The 16364-nt window shown below is 67.0% G+C and carries 17 protein-coding genes; 10 read left to right on the top strand and 7 right to left on the bottom strand.

Annotated features, from left to right (window positions below):
• The first annotated feature begins 59 nt into the window (after window positions 1-59).
• On the top strand, window positions 60-914 hold the full coding sequence (locus G6N38_RS05950) for a mycofactocin-coupled SDR family oxidoreductase (protein WP_163746686.1): 855 nt from the start codon (window positions 60-62) through the stop codon (window positions 912-914).
• 3 nt (window positions 915-917) lie between these two features.
• Here G6N38_RS05950 and G6N38_RS05945 read toward each other — a convergent pair whose 3' ends face one another.
• From G6N38_RS05945 to ddaH, 4 genes are read right to left on the bottom strand one after another with little or no spacing between them, the layout of a single operon-like run.
• Window positions 918-1799, bottom strand: coding sequence for a universal stress protein (locus G6N38_RS05945; RefSeq protein WP_163746685.1), 882 nt, complete (start codon window positions 1797-1799; stop codon window positions 918-920).
• Entirely contained in the window at window positions 1796-3283 is a 1488-nt protein-coding gene (locus tag G6N38_RS05940; protein WP_163746684.1) for an amino acid permease, read from the bottom strand. The genes G6N38_RS05945 and G6N38_RS05940 overlap by 4 nt, the downstream gene beginning before the upstream one ends.
• 33 nt (window positions 3284-3316) lie before the next feature.
• Window positions 3317-4558, bottom strand: a complete 1242-nt coding sequence (rocD, locus tag G6N38_RS05935; protein ID WP_163746683.1) for an ornithine--oxo-acid transaminase — start codon at window positions 4556-4558, stop codon at window positions 3317-3319.
• Window positions 4555-5400, bottom strand: a complete 846-nt coding sequence (gene ddaH, locus G6N38_RS05930) for a dimethylargininase (RefSeq protein ID WP_170314152.1) — start codon at window positions 5398-5400, stop codon at window positions 4555-4557. Before ddaH ends, rocD begins: the two co-directional genes overlap by 4 nt.
• Before the next feature lie 122 nt (window positions 5401-5522).
• Here ddaH and G6N38_RS05925 point away from each other — a divergent pair, with 122 nt between their 5' ends.
• Window positions 5523-5969 carry an Rv2324 family transcriptional regulator gene (locus G6N38_RS05925; RefSeq protein WP_163746682.1) on the top strand — a complete coding sequence of 149 codons (447 nt, stop codon included), beginning with the start codon at window positions 5523-5525 and terminating at the stop codon, window positions 5967-5969.
• 86 nt (window positions 5970-6055) lie between these two features.
• Entirely contained in the window at window positions 6056-7234 is a 1179-nt protein-coding gene (locus G6N38_RS05920; RefSeq protein ID WP_163751827.1) for an NAD(P)/FAD-dependent oxidoreductase, read from the top strand.
• A 6-nt stretch (window positions 7235-7240) separates the two neighbouring features.
• Here G6N38_RS05920 and G6N38_RS05915 read toward each other — a convergent pair whose 3' ends face one another.
• The 3 genes from G6N38_RS05915 to mftR all read right to left on the bottom strand — a co-directional run bounded on the left by G6N38_RS05915 (window position 7241) and on the right by mftR (window position 9729).
• Window positions 7241-8506, bottom strand: a complete 1266-nt coding sequence (locus G6N38_RS05915; RefSeq protein ID WP_163746681.1) for a VOC family protein — start codon at window positions 8504-8506, stop codon at window positions 7241-7243.
• Window positions 8503-9018, bottom strand: a complete 516-nt coding sequence (locus G6N38_RS05910; protein WP_163746680.1) for an RNA polymerase sigma factor — start codon at window positions 9016-9018, stop codon at window positions 8503-8505. Before G6N38_RS05910 ends, G6N38_RS05915 begins: the two co-directional genes overlap by 4 nt.
• A gap of 93 nt (window positions 9019-9111) precedes the next feature.
• Window positions 9112-9729: a mycofactocin system transcriptional regulator MftR gene (mftR, locus tag G6N38_RS05905; protein ID WP_163746679.1), complete on the bottom strand. Its 618-nt coding sequence runs from the start codon at window positions 9727-9729 to the stop codon at window positions 9112-9114.
• A 92-nt stretch (window positions 9730-9821) separates the two neighbouring features.
• Here mftR and mftA point away from each other — a divergent pair, with 92 nt between their 5' ends.
• The 7 genes from mftA to mftG all read left to right on the top strand — a co-directional run bounded on the left by mftA (window position 9822) and on the right by mftG (window position 16316).
• Entirely contained in the window at window positions 9822-9917 is a 96-nt protein-coding gene (gene mftA / locus G6N38_RS05900) for a mycofactocin precursor MftA (protein WP_163697390.1), read from the top strand.
• Window positions 9902-10234 (top strand): mycofactocin biosynthesis chaperone MftB, encoded by a 333-nt coding sequence (gene mftB, locus G6N38_RS05895; protein WP_197748119.1) that lies wholly within the window; start codon window positions 9902-9904, stop codon window positions 10232-10234. The genes mftA and mftB overlap by 16 nt, the downstream gene beginning before the upstream one ends.
• On the top strand, window positions 10231-11400 hold the full coding sequence (gene mftC, locus G6N38_RS05890) for a mycofactocin radical SAM maturase (RefSeq protein ID WP_163746678.1): 1170 nt from the start codon (window positions 10231-10233) through the stop codon (window positions 11398-11400). Before mftB ends, mftC begins: the two co-directional genes overlap by 4 nt.
• Window positions 11401-11402: 2 nt before the next feature.
• Entirely contained in the window at window positions 11403-12584 is a 1182-nt protein-coding gene (mftD, locus tag G6N38_RS05885; RefSeq protein WP_163746677.1) for a pre-mycofactocin synthase MftD, read from the top strand.
• A gap of 138 nt (window positions 12585-12722) precedes the next feature.
• Entirely contained in the window at window positions 12723-13466 is a 744-nt protein-coding gene (gene mftE / locus G6N38_RS05880; RefSeq protein ID WP_163746676.1) for a mycofactocin biosynthesis peptidyl-dipeptidase MftE, read from the top strand.
• Complete coding sequence (gene mftF / locus G6N38_RS05875; RefSeq protein WP_163746675.1) at window positions 13463-14875, top strand: mycofactocin biosynthesis glycosyltransferase MftF; 1413 nt, start codon at window positions 13463-13465, stop codon at window positions 14873-14875. Before mftE ends, mftF begins: the two co-directional genes overlap by 4 nt.
• 4 nt (window positions 14876-14879) lie before the next feature.
• Window positions 14880-16316 carry a mycofactocin dehydrogenase MftG gene (gene mftG / locus G6N38_RS05870; protein ID WP_163746674.1) on the top strand — a complete coding sequence of 479 codons (1437 nt, stop codon included), beginning with the start codon at window positions 14880-14882 and terminating at the stop codon, window positions 16314-16316.
• The last annotated feature ends 48 nt before the right edge of the window (window positions 16317-16364 follow it).

Below are 16364 nucleotides of genomic sequence, written 5' to 3'. Positions count from 1 at the left end.
CCTAGAACACGTTTCAGTTGGCTTGCTAGCCTGGCTGGAGCTGATCGAAAGGACCATTGATGACAACATCGTCGGGGACGCTTGAAGGACGAGTGGCATTCGTGACCGGGGCCGCCCGCGGCCAAGGGCGCGCCCATGCCGTCCGGCTGGCCCGTGAGGGTGCCGACGTCATCATCTCCGACATCTGCGCGCCGGTCAGTGACACCATTCCTTACCCGGGAACCACCCCTGAGGACCTCCGCGAGACGGTGCGGTTGGTCGAGGCGCAGGGCCGCAAGGCGCTGGCCCGCGAAGTCGACATCCGTGACGACGCCGCGGTCCGCCAGCTGGTCGCCGATGGTGTCGAACAGTTCGGGCGGCTCGACATCCTGGTCGCCAACGCCGGCGTACTGTCCTGGGGCCGGTTGTGGGAGCTGACCGACGAACAGTGGAACACCGTCATCGACGTGAACCTCACCGGCACCTGGCGCACATTGCGCGCCGTCGTCCCGGCGATGATCGAGGCAGGCAACGGCGGTTCCATCATCGTGGTGAGCTCGTCTGCCGGAGTGAAGGCCACCCCCGGAAACAGCCACTACGCCGCCTCCAAGCACGGCCTGACCGCCCTGACGAATTCTCTTGCCCTGGAAGCCGGCGAGTACGGCATCCGGGTCAACTCCATCCATCCCTACTCGGTGGCCACCCCGATGACCGAAAACGACGCCATGATGGGCGTTTTCGCCGCGCACCCCAGTTTCCTGCATGGCTTCTCGCCGATGCCCTATCTCCCGACCGGCCAGGGCGCGAGCGGCAAGCTCACCGACTTCATGCACGTCGACGAGGTCGCTGATGTGGTGGTCTGGCTGGCCGGCGACAATTCCGCCACGCTGTCCGGCTCGCAGATCAACGTCGACCGCGGGGTGATGAAGTACTAGCTACTAGCCGGGTAGCACCAGCACCGGAACGGGGCTGTGCCGCATGATCTTTGATCCGCGTGACCCCAGGAATACCCGCGCGATGTCACCGCGCGGGGAGGTGCCCAGCGCCAACACCTCGCCGTCCTCCCAGTCGGCGGCGTCCAGTGCCTGATCCCAGCCGTTCCCGCTGACCACCTGTAGCAGGGTGTTCTCACCTACGACACCGTCGGCCCGCAGTTGGGCGAGCGCCCCGCGGGCTTGCGTCTCCCAGGCAGCCAAGATCGAATCTTCGGCGTGCAGACCGACTTCCGGTGGATACATGGTGCGGCCTCGCACCGCGAAGGTGATCACCCGGAGCGGCACCTTGAACTGTTCGGCGAGCTCGGCGACCCGTTTGACCACGTCCACCGACTCCGGCGTGCCGGGGTACGCGCACGTGATCCGGCTCAGCACCGGGGTGCGCCCCGCCCGATAGCCGCGCGGGGCGATGGCCACCGGGACGGGAGCCGAGTGCAGCAGCCGGTCGGCGGTCGATCCGACGACCACCTGGCCGAGCTGGCCGTTGGCCGACGAGCCCAGCACTAACAGCTCGGCGTCGAGTTCTTCGACCACTTCGACCAGCCCACCGGACACCGACCGGTGGGCGTGGCTGTGGTAGGCGACGTCGACGCCCCGGGACAGCGGGGCCAGATAGCGTTGCGCTTCGGTGGCGGAATCCGCGGCGAGTTGGTCTGCCCAGGCGGCATATTCGGCATCGATGCGGGCCGGGGACGGTGTGGTCCACGGCTTGGGTACGACGGTCGCCACGGTCAGCGATGTGTGCAGTGCGCGCGCCGCGCCGACCGCAAGGATCAGCGGGGATGTTCCGCTCTTGCCGGCGAGGTAGCCGACGACGACCGTCATGACGGATCCTGTGGCGGCTTGACGACGTCGACTCCTGTTGTGGCACTGTCGATCACGTCGTCGTCGCGGCGGTTGAGTGCACTGTGGTGCCGGCCCCAGACGAAGTAGAACACCAGCACCACCGCGACCCAGCCCGAGAACGCAATCCAGGTGACCGGCGGCAGGCTGTACAGAATGTAGCCGCAGGCCAGGACTGACAGCACCGGGGTCACCGGGTAGCCGGGCACCTTGAAGCCGCGGGGCAGGTCCGGTTCACGCACCCGAAGCAGGACCACGCCGACCGAGACCACGATGAAGGCGACCAGGGTTCCGATCGACACCATGTCGGCCAGGTACTGCAGTGGGACGACGCCGGCGAGGATGCCCACCACGATCGCCACGATGATGGTGTTGTTGACCGGTGTCATGCTGCGCGTGTTGACCTTCGCGAACATCGACGGCAGCAGCCCGTCGCGGCCCATGGCAAACAGGATGCGGGTCTGCCCGTACAGCGTCACCAGGGTGACCGAGAAAATCGAGATCACCGCACCGGCGGCTAGAACCGTGCCCCAGTATTGGGCGCCGGTGACGGTGTCCAGGATGGTGGCCAGGCCGGCTTCCTGCCCCTCGAAGTCGGTCCAGTTCTGGGCGCCGAGGGCTGCGATGGTGACCAGGATGTATACCGCAGTAACGGTGATCAACGCGGCGAGAATGGCGCGGGGCATGGTCTTCTGCGGGTTCTTCACTTCGTCGCCGGCGGTGGAGACCGCGTCCAGACCGATGTAGGAGAAGAAGATCGTTCCGGCGGCCGCCCCGATTCCGCTGGCGCCCAGTGGGGCGAAGTCGGCGAATTTGTCGACGTCGAACGCGGTGAACGCGATCACCGCGAACATCACCAACACGCCGAGCTTGATCAGGACCATGATCGTGTTGACGGCGGCCGATTCGCTGGCCCCGCGGATCAGGAGCAGTGCACACAGTACGACAAGCACGACTGCCGGCAGGTTGACGATCCCGGGCGTGCTGTCCCAGGGTGCTGCTGAAATCGCTTCCGGCAGATGATGTCCGAAGAAGTTGTCGAGCAGCTTGTTGACGTACTGACTCCAGCCGACGGCAACCGCGGCGGTCGATACGCCGTATTCGAGCAGCAGACAGGCGGCCACTCCCATCGCCACGACCTCGCCGAGCGTGGTGTAGGCGTAGGAATAGGTCGAGCCCGATACTGGGACCGCCGAGGCCAGTTCGGCATAACAGATCGCGGCCAGGCCCGCAGCGATGCCGGCGATGATGAACGAGACGACGACACCGGGGCCGGCCTTGGGCACCGCCTCGGAGAGCACGAAAAAGATGCCGGTGCCTACGGTGGCGCCCACGCCGAACATGGTCAGTTGGAACGTGCCGATAGTTCGTTTCAGGTGATCGGTGGCGCCGTGTGCGACAGGGGCGCCGAGGACGGGCCGTCGGCGCAACATCTGCTCGGTGAGGTTGATCGGCGGTGCCGGCATGTGCGCCTCCTGCGGTCGGGCGAGATTAGCCGATTATGATCCTGCCCCGGCCAGCACGCTCGCGAACTGCGCAACCGCCCAGTCGATCTCCTCGGCGGTGATCACCAGCGGTGGAGCGAATCGCAGGGTGGAGCCGTGGGTGTCTTTGACCAGCACGCCGCGTTCTGCCAGCGCGATGCTGAGTTGTTTACCGGTCCCCAGGCGAGTGTCGATGTCGACGCCGGCCCACAGTCCCATGCCGCGCACCGCGAGTACCCCATGGCCGATCAGCGAGCGTAGTCGCGCGTGTAGATGAAGCCCGAGTTCGGCTGAGCGGGACTGGAATTCGCCGCGCCGCAGAATATCGATCACGGTGGATCCGATGGCTGCGGCCAGCGGGTTGCCGCCGAACGTCGAACCATGCTCACCTGGGCGGAGCACCTCGAGGATGTCACGGTTGGCCACGACCGCCGACAGCGGAACGACACCGCCGCCGAGGGCCTTGCCGAGCAGATAGACATCGGGCACTACGCCCCAGTGGTCACAGGCGAAGGTATGACCGGTGCGGGCCAGACCGGACTGGATCTCGTCGGCGATCAGCAACACATTGCGCTGCGTGCACAGCTGGCGCAGCCGTGGCAGGTAATCGTCGGGCGGGACGACGATCCCAGCCTCACCCTGGATCGGCTCGATCAGAACCGCGACCGTGTTTTCGTCGATGGCGGCGGCGACCGCGTCGGCGTCACCGAATGGTACGGAGCGGAATCCCGGTGTGAATGGCCCGAATCCGCCACGGGCGCTGACATCGGAGGAGAAGCTGACGATGCTGATGGTGCGGCCGTGGAAGTTGTTGTCGGCCACGATGATGTTGGCCATGCCGTGGGGGACGCCCTTGACGTCGGTGCCCCACTTGCGGGCGACCTTGAGACCGCTTTCCACCGCCTCGGCGCCGCTGTTCATCGGCAGCACCATGTCTTTGGCACACAGCCCGGCCAGCGCGGCGCAGAACGGGCCGAGCTGATCGGAGTGGAACGCCCGGCTGACCAGGGTCAGCGATTCGAGCTGGCGATGGGCGGCGGCGACGATCTCGTCATTGTGGTGGCCGAAGTTGACGGCCGAATAGGCGGCCAGGCAGTCCAGGTAGCGCTGCCCTTCTACGTCGGTTATCCACACTCCACGGGCGCTGGCTGCCACCACCGGAAGCGGCGAATAGTTGTGCGCGGCGTAGGTGTTGTCGAGCGCGATGGCCGCTGTGGTTGACCCGGTTGCTCCGGTAACGGTGTCGGCCATGGTCATGTAAACACCTCCAGCGTGCAGCATTTCACCGAGCCGCCGCCCTTGAGCAGCTCGGAGAGGTCGACGCCGATGGGGTGGAAGCCAGCGTCATAAAGCTGCTTTGCGAAGCCGCTCGCCTGGGTGGGGAAGACGACGTGCTTGCCGTCGGACACTGCGTTGAGCCCCAAGGCGTAGGCGTCGGTGCTCGCGACTTCGATGGCGTCGGGGAAGAGCTCGCGCAGCCGGCCACGGGCAGCGGCGGTGAAGGCCGGCGGGTAGTAGGCGATCGTGGTGTCGTCGAGCACTGTCAGCGCGGTATCGAGGTGGTAGAAGCGCGGATCGACGAGCTCCAGGGAGATGACCGGCATGCCGGTGATAGCGGCCACCTCGGCATGCGCCTGCGGTTGAGTGCGAAAACCTGTGCCGGCCAGGATCGTTGTTCCGATGACCAGCAGGTCGCCTTGCCCCTCGTTGACGTGGCGGGTGGCGACGGGGTCGTGTCCCTGCTCGCGCATCCAGGCCGAGTAGGCAACCGATTCACCGTGCCGCTCGGCGTGTTTGAACCGGGCGACGATCGCTGTGCCGTTGACGATCAGTCCGGCGTTGGCGGCGTAGACCATGTCCGGCAGGCCGGGGGCCGGTTCGACGACGTCGACGGTATGGCCGAGGCGGCGGTACGTGTCCCGCAGGTTCTCCCACTGGGTGATGGCGCGTTCGGCGTCGACCGGGGTGCTGGTGTCCATCCACGGGTTGATGGCGTACTCGACGGCAAAAAACGTGGGCGGGGTCATGGCGTAGTGCCGAAGTCGCTGGCTGCGCAGTGTCCTCGTTGACGCGGCGGCGACATCTGGGGATATCGTCATGAAATAACGATAGAAGCCCTTCCTGACGCAATCAATCGACCTCTATTGCGTGTCTATAATCGATTTCTTGCGTCACGGCCAGCATGGCGGTGATTTATTAACCACAGATCGGAGCGCTAAGGATGGATCGGCTGGACGACACCGACGAGCGCATCCTCGCCGAGCTCACCCAGCATGCACGGGCTACCTTCGCCGAGATTGGAGCGCGGGTGAATTTGTCGGCGCCAGCGGTCAAACGCCGGGTCGACCGGATGCTGGACAACGGGGTGATCCGCGGCTTCACCACAGTCATCGACCGCAGCGCGCTGGGCTGGAACACCGAGGCCTACGTTCAGGTGTATTGCCACGGCACGATCGCGCCGGATCAGTTGCGCGCGGCCTGGATTGACATTCCCGAGATCATTAGTGCCGCCACCGTCACGGGTACCGCGGACGCCATCCTGCATGTGCTGGCCCGCGACATGCGCCACTTGGAAGCAGCGCTGGAGCGGATCCGCTCCAGCGCCGACATCGAACGAAGCGAGAGCATCGTGGTGCTGTCCGATCTGATCGACCGGTCACCGGCCTAACCGGCTCAGCCCAGCGGTTGCTACGGCAGGCTGGCGCGCACTTCTCGGCGGCGATCGTGTAAGAACACCACGTGAGCACGAGCGATATGAGCGCGCAGCAGGGTGTAGTCATCGTGGGCGGCGGATTGGCCGCCACCAGGGCTGCCGAACAGTTGCGCAAGTCGGAGTACACCGGAGCGGTCACCATCGTCAGCGACGAGGCGCACCTGCCCTACGACCGTCCGCCGCTGTCGAAGGACGTGCTGCACGCCGACCTGGACGATGTCACGCTCAAGCCCGCCGAGTTCTATACCGAGAACAACATCACCCTGCGGTTGGGCAGTGCGGTCGCCTCGCTGGACACCGCCGCCCAGACAGTGACCCTGGCCGATGGCGCGGTGCTGGGCTACGACGAGCTGGTGATCGCGACGGGTTTGGTGCCCAAGCGCATTCCGTCGTTTCCCGACCTGGAGGGCATCCGGGTGCTGCGGACCTTCGACGAAGCGCTGGCGCTGCGCACCCACGCCGCGTCGGCTCGCCACGCCGTGATCATTGGTGCCGGCTTCATCGGCTGTGAGGTCGCGGCGAGCCTGCGAAAGCTCGGCGTCGACGTGGTTCTGGTGGAGCCGCAGCCGGCGCCGCTGGCCTCGGTGCTGGGCGAGCAGGTCGGAAACCTGGTGACCCGGCTGCATCGCGCCGAGGGTGTGGACGTCCGCACCGGCGTCGGAGTGGCCGAGGTTCGCGGCGAGAACGGCCACGTGGCCGGCGTGGTGTTGTCCGACGGCACCGAGCTCGTGGCCGATCTGGTCGTGGTCGGCATCGGGTCACGCCCGGCCACCGACTGGCTGGAGGGCAGCGGGGTGGCGGTCGACAACGGCGTCGTATGTGATGCGGCGGGACGCACCAGTGCGGCCAATGTCTGGGCGCTCGGTGATGTCGCGTCCTGGCGGGATGCCACCGGACATCAAGCCCGCGTTGAGCATTGGAGCAATGTCGCCGAGCAAGCCCGGGTCATCGTGCCGTCGATGCTGGGCTTGGAGCCGCCGTCGGTGATCGTGGTGCCGTACTTCTGGAGCGATCAATACGACGTGAAGATCCAGTGCCTGGGCGAGCCCGAGGCCACCGACGTCGTGCACATCGTCGAGGACGACGGTCGCAAGTTCCTGGCATTCTACGAGCGCGACGGTGTGGTGGCCGGGGTGGTCGGCGGCGGTATGCCGGGCAAGGTCATGAAGACCCGCGCCAAGATCGCGGCCGGCGCACCGATCGCCGACGTGCTGGGCTAGCGGCCCTTAGAACTCGCCGAGGTAGAACCGGCTGCCCTGGTCGTCGGAGCACTCGGCCATCAGGCCGTAAGGCTGCCGGATTGGCTCGGTGATCACGGTTCCGCCGGCCTGGCGGACGCGGGTTACCGCGGCGTCGATATCGGACACCGTCCACATCGGCACGGTGGCCGGCCGCTGCGACCCGCCTGCGACACCGCCCATCGGGTGGCTGCCGAGCACCTGCCAGCCGTCCTCGACCCGGCCGGGTTCGAATGTCCAGTCCAGCAGTCGTCCGTAGAACTCGCGGAACGCCGCCGAGTCGCCGACCTGATAGGTGACGTAGGACAGCTCACCGGGTCCGGCTCCGTTGAGCTGCGGACGGCGCTGCCCCGGGTCGGGCATGTACACCCCGAACGGGTTACCGGCGGGATCGATTGCCTCGACACCGTCACCCACGATGAACTGGCGCGTCGCGCCGACCCGGCCACCCGCCGCGGTGATCATCGTCCGCGCCGCAGCCAGGTCGGCCACCGCGTAGCAGCAAAACACAGTGCTGTGGTCGGATGCCGAAATGTCGATTCTCTCAACGATGTTGGTGACTTCGCGGCCGGTGTCGTCGTAGGTCCAACCCAGCACCTGGGCGTTGAACGCGGCTGTGCGGGCAGGGTCTGGAGTCCACACGCTGACATAGCCGATGTCGCCGGCACGGATCGGTTCACGCGCCGGGCCGCTGAGCATCCAGCGGTGGCCGAACGGGTCGCGGATCGTCGCGGTCCGGGCGCCGTGCGCCTCGTGCGGTTCACGCTCGACCCGCACGCCGCGCCCGCGGGCGCGGGCCAACGCGGCGTCGGTGTCGGCCACCGCAATCATGAGGCTGACCGACGTCGCATCCGTTGCCGGCGCCCGGAGCCCCAGTTCGATGAACTCGTCGGCCAGGTACAGCACTCCACCGGCCAGCGCGAGTTCGGCGTGCCCGATCCGCCCGTCGTCCATCTCGATCGGTTCGTCGATCAGCTGCGCCCCGAACGCGTCGCGATACCAGTCGATCGCGGAGCGGGCGTCGGCAACGGTCAGATAAGGCAGGGCGGCCGGGCGCGGTGAATCGGCGACAGCCGTGTCGTGCGGGTTCTGCAGTTGCCTGACCGCCGCTGTGGTTCCACTCATCACAACTCCTTCCGATCCTGCGGGCAATGACAACGCTGATTCCAGGCGGGCACGCAGCTGCGCCGCGAATGCCGGATCCGGTTGTACCGGAGGGTCTTCGGCGTTCAGGACGGACAACGGATCGGTCATGAGACACCTCCTTCCGGGTAGTGCTTTCGGAATGCGCGCCGGGCGCGGACCAGCAGGGCCTCGGTGGCGTGCACGGTGCGGCCGATCAGCTCCGCGCACTCCGGAACCGAACAGTCGTCCATGTAGCGCAGCGCCAGCACAGTGCGATGCGCCTCGGGCAGCCGGGCCAGCACGCTTTCGGCGACGAGGCGATCCAGCTGGGCGTCCCAGCCATCGTTGGCGTCGGGTTCGGGTATGTCGGCCATGGGCACCGACGACCGATCCGCGCGACGCCGGTAGTGGTCGGCGAGCTTGTGCCGGGCCACCCCGAGTAGCCAGGGCACCGCAACGGGCGGTGGCTGCGTGCGCCGGGCGGCGTCCACCGCGGCTAGGAACGTCTCCGAGGTGAGGTCCTCCGCGGTGGCCCGATCGCCGCACCGCCGAATGAAGTAGCCGTAGACGACCGGTAGTGCATCGTCGTATAGCTCCAGCAGCCGGCGCGGGGCATCGGTGTGGTCCGGAGGCGCGCTCACACCCTTATCGTCGTGGAGTGGGGCCGAACTCCGACGGGTTCGGGGTGGGAAATTTTCTCGCGGGTGCGTCGGCTCCGGCGGTCGGCACGCGGGTCAGCGGCCGCCGAGGTCGTCGAGTCCGTGCGCGACGACGTCGAAGGCGTCGCCGAGCGCCTCCGGTAGCGACACCGCCTCGTTGGCCAGCCAGTACTCGTAGGCCGACAGGGCGACGCCGAGCATCAGCCAGGCGACCGATTGGGGGACCAGGTCACCGGGCGCACCGCCGGTGCGTGCGGCCACGAAGTCCGCCACGACACCGCGCCAGCCTGCGTACATGGTCATCGAGTGGGCTTGCAGTTCGGCGGTCTGCAGGATCACCCGCATCCGCTGACGGTGTCGTTCGGTTTCCGACTCGTCGAAAGTGTTGAACGCCAGCAAGGCTGAGCGCAGCCCAGCGCTGATGGGTTCGTCCTCGTCCAACGCGTCGAACAGGTCGCGGAAGTGCTGCAAATGGGCGTCGAAGTCGCCCCAGGGAATCGCGTTCTTCGACGGGTAGTAGCGGAACAGCGTGCGTCGCGCGATGCCCGATGCCTGGGCCACGTCGTCGACGCTCACCGAACCGAACCCGTAGTTCGCGAACAGGTCGAGCGCGACGTCGGTGATGTGGTCCTGAGTGGTGGATCGGCGCCGGCCCACGCGGGCCCCACCTGAACCCACAGAACCACTTGTCATCGACCCACCCCTTCCTTTTCGGCACTCGATGCCATATTCTTGCGACCTCGATCACAATTGTCGAGAACCTGGCCGACGAAAGGGTGCTTTTCATGGAGCCGAGCCACACAAGTGAGACCGAAACCGAATTGGTGACCGAGACGCTGGTCGAAGAGGTCTCCATCGACGGGATGTGCGGGGTCTACTGACCGTGCCCGCCCACGCTGTGGGCGATCCAGCTGTGGCCGGGTCGGACTTCGACCCGGCACTCAGCTGGCGCCTACATCCGCAGGTGGCCGTGCGCCCGGAACCATTCGGCGCACTGCTGTACCACTTCGGCACCAGGAAGCTGTCGTTCTTGAAGAACCGCACCATCCTGGCCGTCGTGAACTCGCTGTCCGAACACCCCGACGCGCGCTCCGCTCTGCGGGCCGCCGGGGTCGACGAGCCCGACGAGGCGCCCTATCTGCATGCGTTGAGCGTGCTGGTGACCTCGAACATGTTGATCTGCAAGGATTCCCAATGACTTCGGTGGCACCGGTACCCCGGTTGATCGAGCAGTTCGAGAGCGGCCTCGACGCGCCGATCTGCCTGACCTGGGAGCTGACCTACGCCTGCAACCTGGCGTGCGTGCACTGCCTTTCCTCCTCGGGCAAGCGCGATCCCCGCGAGCTGTCCACGGCTGAGTGCATGGACATCATCGACGAGCTCGAGCGCATGCAGGTCTTCTATGTCAATATCGGTGGCGGCGAACCCACTGTGCGACCGGACTTTTGGGAGCTGGTCGACTACGCGACCGCCCATCACGTCGGCGTCAAGTTCTCTACCAACGGCGTGCGCATCACCCCGGAGGTGGCGGCACGGCTGGCGGCCAGCGATTACGTCGACGTACAGATCTCATTGGATGGCGCCACCGCCGAGGTCAACGACGCCGTCCGCGGACCGGGCTCCTTCGAGATGGCCACCCGCGCGCTGGAGAACCTGGCCGCAGCCGGCTTCAAAGATGCCAAGATCTCGGTGGTCGTCACCCGCCACAACGTCGACCAGCTCGACGACTTCAAGGACCTCGCCGACCAGTACGGCGCCACCCTGCGCATCACCCGGCTGCGCCCCTCCGGTCGCGGAGCCGACGTCTGGGACGAACTGCATCCCACCCCCGAACAACAGGTGACGCTCTACGACTGGCTGGTGGCCAGGGGTGAGGGTGTGCTCACCGGTGACTCGTTCTTCCATCTCTCCGGTCTGGGTGCCCCCGGTGCGCTGGCGGGCCTGAACATGTGCGGCGCCGGCCGGGTGGTGTGTTTGATCGACCCCGTCGGTGACGTCTACGCCTGCCCGTTCGCCATCCACGACCGGTTCCTGGCTGGAAATGTGGTGCGCGACGGCGGTTTCGATAACGTGTGGAAGTATTCGCCACTCTTCCGCGAATTGCGCGAGCCGCAGTCGGCCGGCGCCTGCGGCAGCTGCGGGCACTACGACGCATGCCGGGGCGGCTGCATGGCCGCGAAGTTCTTCACCGGTCTGCCGCTGGACGGCCCCGACCCCGAATGCGTCGAAGGCTACGGGACGCCCGCCCTGGCCGCCGAGCGGGACAAGCCCCGGCCCAGCGCCGACCATTCCCGTGGCAAGCCGATCATGCTGACCTTGTCCACCCGCCCACCGGCTAAGCCCTGCAACGAAAGTCCGATCTAGTCATGGCACGCGACACCTGGTTCGAAACGGTCGCCATCGCGCAGGAACGTGCGAAGAAGCGACTTCCCAAATCTGCGTACGGTGCACTCATCGGTGGCAGTGAGAAGGGGCTCACCGTCAACGGCAACAACGAGGCCTTCAACGAGCTCGGTTTTGCGCCGCACGTCATCGGTGCCCTCGAAAAGCGGGATATGGCAACAACTGTGATGGGGCAAGACGTTTCGCTCCCCGTCCTGATCTCCCCGACTGGCGTGCAGGCCGTACACCCCGACGGTGAGGTCGCTGTGGCGCGCGCGGCCGCCGCCCGCAATACCGCGATGGGATTGTCCTCGTTTGCCAGCAAGCCGATCGAAGAGGTCGTCGCGGCGAACCCGAAGACGTTCTTCCAGATTTACTGGCTGGGCGACCGGGACGCTATCGCGGCCCGCGCCGAGCGGGCCCGCGCGGCCGGGGCGGTCGGTCTCATCGTGACCACCGACTGGAGCTTCAGCCACGGACGCGACTGGGGCAGTCCGAAGATCCCGGAGAAGATGGATCTCAAGACCATGATCAAGATGAGCCCCGAGGCCGTGACCAGGCCGCGGTGGTTCCTGCAGTGGGCCAAGACCCTGCGTCCGCCGGCGCTGGCGGTACCGAACCAGGCGGCCAAGGGCGAGGCGGGCCCGCCGTTCTTCGATGCCTACGGCCAGTGGATGGGGACCCCGCCACCCACCTGGGAGGACATCGCCTGGCTGCGTGAGCTGTGGGGCGGACCGTTCATGCTCAAGGGCGTCATGCGCATTGACGACGCCAAACGTGCTGTCGATGCCGGTGTTTCAGCGATCTCGGTGTCCAACCACGGCGGCAACAACCTCGACGGTACGCCCGCCTCGATCCGTGCTCTGCCCGCCATCTCGGCGGCCGTCGGCGACCAGGTCGAGGTGCTTCTGGATGGCGGTGTGCGCCGCGGCAGCGACGTAATCAAGGCGCTGGCACTGGGTGCCCGCGCGGTGATGATCGGCCGGGCCTACCTGTGGGGCCTGGCGGCTAACGGGCAGGCCGGCGTGGAGAACGTCCTCGACATCTTGACCGGGGGCATCGACTCGGCTCTACGCGGGCTGGGGAAGGCGTCGATCCACGACCTGACCGCCGAGGACATTTTGATGCCGGACGGCTTCGTCCGGGCGCTCGGAGTGCCGAAGTAAGGCGTGCGCTGACCCCGACGTAAGCGAGGTTGTGGTGCTGGCGTGACGGACGGGACGGCGGTAAACGCTCAGGGTGGGTCCGTCGGTCCCGAATACGAAAGAAGTCTGTCTTCTCCTCGAACAATTGGCGCACGGCAGGTGAATTCGGCCTACCATCACCGCGTGGCATTCCGGGGCGAGTTGGGCAACTCGACATCGAGTCAACTCCGCGGCACCTCACCCACGATCTTGATCCCGGTGGGGTCGACCGAGCAGCACGGTCCGCATCTACCGCTGGACACCGACACCCGCATCGCCACTGCGGTGGCCCGCACCGCCACCGAGGACCTCAACCGTTCCGATCCTGATCAGTATCTGCTTGCACCCGCGATCGCCTATGGCGCCTCCGGTGAGCATGAGGGCTTCGCCGGAACGGTGTCGATCGGCACCGAGGCGTTGACGGCCGTCCTCGTCGAGTACGGGCGCTCGGCCTGTGGCTGGGCTCGTCGGCTGGTGTTCGTCAACGGACACGGCGGCAACCTGGAGGCGCTGCGTGCGGCGGTGCGCCGGCTGCGGACCGAGGGCCGCGACGCCACCTGGTGCCCGTGTGTCGCCGAGGGCGGCGATGCCCATGCTGGCCACACGGAAACATCTGTATTGCTACATATTTCGCCGGAGGACGTGCAGACCGACGCCTGGTGTAGCGGGAACAGGGAACCTCTGGCTACCCTTTTGCCGCAGCTGCGTCACGGGGGGGTTGCTGCGGTGAGTGAGGTGGGCGTGTTGGGTGACCCGACGACGGCGACTCCGATGGAGGGTGCGCGCATCTTCGAGCAGATGGTCGCGGAGTGTTCGCGTCGCATCGATCGGTGGCGCCCGGCCGCTGACGGGATGCTGACATGACCCAGCCCCGGCTGCCTGACGGGTTCGCCGTGCAGGTCGACCGGCGAGTGCGCACGCTCGCCGAGGGCTCGGCTCTGCTCGGCGGCTCACCGACCCGACTGCTGCGACTCGCGCCGTCCGCACAGACCCTGCTCGACGGTGGCCGCCTCGAGGTCCGCGATGCCGTGAGCGCCCAGCTGGCCCGCGCCCTGCTCGACGCTACTGTCGCGCACCCGCGCCCGGCGGGTGGCCCGTCGCACCGCGACGTCACCGTCGTGATCCCGGTACGCGACAACCCGTTTGGGCTCTACCGCCTGGTAATGTCGTTGCGCGGTCTGCGCGTGATCGTCGTCGACGACGGCTCGCAAACACCGGTGCAACCCAGTGACTTCGCCGGCGCGCGCTGCGATGTCGAGATTCTGCGTCACCAGCGCAGCAAAGGGCCGGCGGCAGCGCGCAATACCGGGCTTGCCTCCTGCACAACAGATTTCGTCGCTTTCCTGGACTCCGATGTCGTGCCGCGACGGGGCTGGCTTGAGGCATTGCTCGGCCACTTCTGTGATCCGGCCGCGGCCCTGGTCGCACCGCGCATCGTGGGACTCGGCCACAGCGATCAACTGATCGCCCGCTACGAAGCGGTTCGGTCGTCGCTGGACCTCGGTGGACGGGAGGCTCCGGTGATGCCCTACGGCCCGGTGTCCTACGTGCCGAGTGCGGCGATCATCTGCCGGCGGGCGGCGCTGCTGGAATTGGGTGGCTTCGACGAGACTCTGCTGTCCGGCGAGGATGTCGACCTGTGCTGGCGACTCATCGAGTCCGGCTCCCGGCTGCGCTACGAGCCGATTGCGCTGGTCGCCCACGAGCACCGCACCCAGATCCGAGAGTGGTTGGGCCGCAAGGCCTTCTACGGAACGTCGGCCGCTCCGCTGTCGATCCGCCACCCGGACAAGACGGCGCCGGTGGTGATCTCCGCATGGAGCCTGCTGGTGTGGTTGCTGATTGCGCTGGGGTCGGCCTCGGGCTATACCGCCTCGCTGGTGTTCGCCGGGGTGACCGCCCGCCGGACCGCCAAGGCGATGAAGAACACCGACGCCTCGATCTCCGAGGTGGTGATCCTGGCTCTGCGTGGCATCGGCGCCGCCGCCCTACAGCTGTCGGCGGCGGTCTGTCGGCACTATTGGCCGCTGGCGCTGGTGGCTGCCGTGCTCTCGCGCCGGTGTCGGCACGCGATCCTGGTGGCCGCGGTGCTCGACGGAGTGCAGGACTGGATCATCCGTAATCGCAACAGTGACGTCGAGGGCAAACCGATCGGCCTGTTCGCCTACCTGCTACTCAAACGTCTCGACGATCTGGCCTATGGTGCCGGCCTGTGGACGGGTGTAGTCCGCGAGCGTACGTTGCGGCCACTGAGGCCGCAGATCAAAACCTGACTCGGTGGGTGATTACGTCAGGCACAGCGACGTTCTGATCGTCGGTGCCGGTAGTGCCGGATCGGTTCTCGCCGAACGCCTCTCGGTCGATCCTGCCCGTCAGGTCACCGTCGTCGAAGCCGGTTCGGGCCCCGACGAGCCCGGAGTTCGCGAGCTCACTCACAACGGTCTGCAGTTACCGATCGGGGCGGCTAGCCCGCTGGTCCAGCGCTACCGGACGGAGCTGACCACCGAACCGCAGCGCGGCGCCGACATCGTGCGGGGAATGACAGTTGGCGGGTCCGGTGCGGTCAACGGCGGGTACTTCTGTCGGGCGTTGACCGCTGACTTCGACGGTCCGGCCGTTCCCGGCTGGTCTTGGTCGGAGGTCCAGGCGCACTACCGGGCAATCGAGACCGACCTCGACTTCCCGGATCGGGCCGACGGTGGTCCGATCGCGATCCGGCGCACTCACGAATTCGTCGGCAGTACGGCATCTTTCGTCGATGCCGCCCGCGTGGCCGGCCTGCACTGGATACCTGATCTCAACGCTGAACCGATCGGGGAGAATGCCCCTCCCGGAATCGGGGCGGTGCCGCTGAACATTGTCGACGGTGTCCGCGCCGGCCCCGGTGCGGCGTTCCTGGAACCCGCCGCCGCCCGGTCCAACGTGACCGTGCTGACCCACACGCGGGTGCTGCGCCTGCGGATCGACGGCGCCCGGGTAGTGGGCGTCGAGACTCTCGGACCGAACGGACCGGCCGTCCTCGAGGCCGACCGTGTCGTGCTGTCAGCGGGTGCCATCTCCTCGGCGCACCTGCTGATGCTGTCCGGCATCGGGCCGGCCGCAGTCCTGGGCAGCGCGGGCGTCGCAGTGACGGCCGATCTGCCGGTGGGGCAGCGAACTTCCGATCACCCCGAGTGGGTGCTGTCCACCACGTGGACCGTCGCCCCCCATCGTCCCGTACTCGAAGTGGTGCTGGTGGCCGACGATGTCGAGATCCGGCCCTACACCGGTGGGTTCATCGCGATGGTCGGTGACGGCACGCTCGGTCACCCCGACTGGCCCCATCTGGGCGTGGCGCTGATGGCACCGCGGGCCCATGGCCGCCTGACACTGGTGTCAGCCGATCCGGCGGTACCGCCGCGGATCGAACACCGCTACGATTGCGCTCCCGAGGACGTTGCCGCGCTACGGCGCGGCTACGCGCTCGCGGCGGAAATACTTGGTGGTACAACTGAACTCGGCGACCCGATGTGGTCGACGTCGCAGCATCTGTGTGGCACCGCCCCGATGGGCACCGACAGCGACGAACACGCGGTTGTCGACCCGCGCTGCCGGGTGCGGGGGATCGAGAACCTGTGGGTGGTGGACGGCTCGGTGCTGCCCCGCATCACCGGCCGCGGTCCGCATGCGACGATCGCGATGATCGGGCACCGCGCCGCCGAATTCATCGACTGAGCGGCCTTTTCTCGGCAGCAGAGCCAATCGGTACCCTAGTCGGGCCGG

The sequence above is a fragment of the Mycolicibacterium helvum genome (assembly GCF_010731895.1).
Classification (GTDB): Bacteria; Actinomycetota; Actinomycetes; order Mycobacteriales; family Mycobacteriaceae; genus Mycobacterium; species Mycobacterium helvum.
Note: the sequence above shows the minus strand (reverse complement) of the source record. Positions and strands in the feature narration are given on the sequence as shown.

Excerpts from the sequence above, each read along its gene's own strand:
- G6N38_RS05950 (WP_163746686.1), top strand. The coding sequence starts at position 60 with ATGACAACATCGTCGGGGACGCTTGAAGGACGAGTGGCATTCGTGACC.
- G6N38_RS05945 (WP_163746685.1), bottom strand. The coding sequence starts at position 1,799 with ATGACGGTCGTCGTCGGCTACCTCGCCGGCAAGAGCGGAACATCCCCG.
- G6N38_RS05940 (WP_163746684.1), bottom strand. The coding sequence starts at position 3,283 with ATGCCGGCACCGCCGATCAACCTCACCGAGCAGATGTTGCGCCGACGG.
- rocD (WP_163746683.1), bottom strand. The coding sequence starts at position 4,558 with ATGACCATGGCCGACACCGTTACCGGAGCAACCGGGTCAACCACAGCG.
- ddaH (WP_170314152.1), bottom strand. The coding sequence starts at position 5,400 with ATGACGATATCCCCAGATGTCGCCGCCGCGTCAACGAGGACACTGCGC.
- G6N38_RS05925 (WP_163746682.1), top strand. The coding sequence starts at position 5,523 with ATGGATCGGCTGGACGACACCGACGAGCGCATCCTCGCCGAGCTCACC.
- G6N38_RS05920 (WP_163751827.1), top strand. The coding sequence starts at position 6,056 with ATGAGCGCGCAGCAGGGTGTAGTCATCGTGGGCGGCGGATTGGCCGCC.
- G6N38_RS05915 (WP_163746681.1), bottom strand. The coding sequence starts at position 8,506 with ATGACCGATCCGTTGTCCGTCCTGAACGCCGAAGACCCTCCGGTACAA.
- mftR (WP_163746679.1), bottom strand. The coding sequence starts at position 9,729 with ATGACAAGTGGTTCTGTGGGTTCAGGTGGGGCCCGCGTGGGCCGGCGC.
- mftA (WP_163697390.1), top strand. The coding sequence starts at position 9,822 with ATGGAGCCGAGCCACACAAGTGAGACCGAAACCGAATTGGTGACCGAG.
- mftC (WP_163746678.1), top strand. The coding sequence starts at position 10,231 with ATGACTTCGGTGGCACCGGTACCCCGGTTGATCGAGCAGTTCGAGAGC.
- mftD (WP_163746677.1), top strand. The coding sequence starts at position 11,403 with ATGGCACGCGACACCTGGTTCGAAACGGTCGCCATCGCGCAGGAACGT.
- mftF (WP_163746675.1), top strand. The coding sequence starts at position 13,463 with ATGACCCAGCCCCGGCTGCCTGACGGGTTCGCCGTGCAGGTCGACCGG.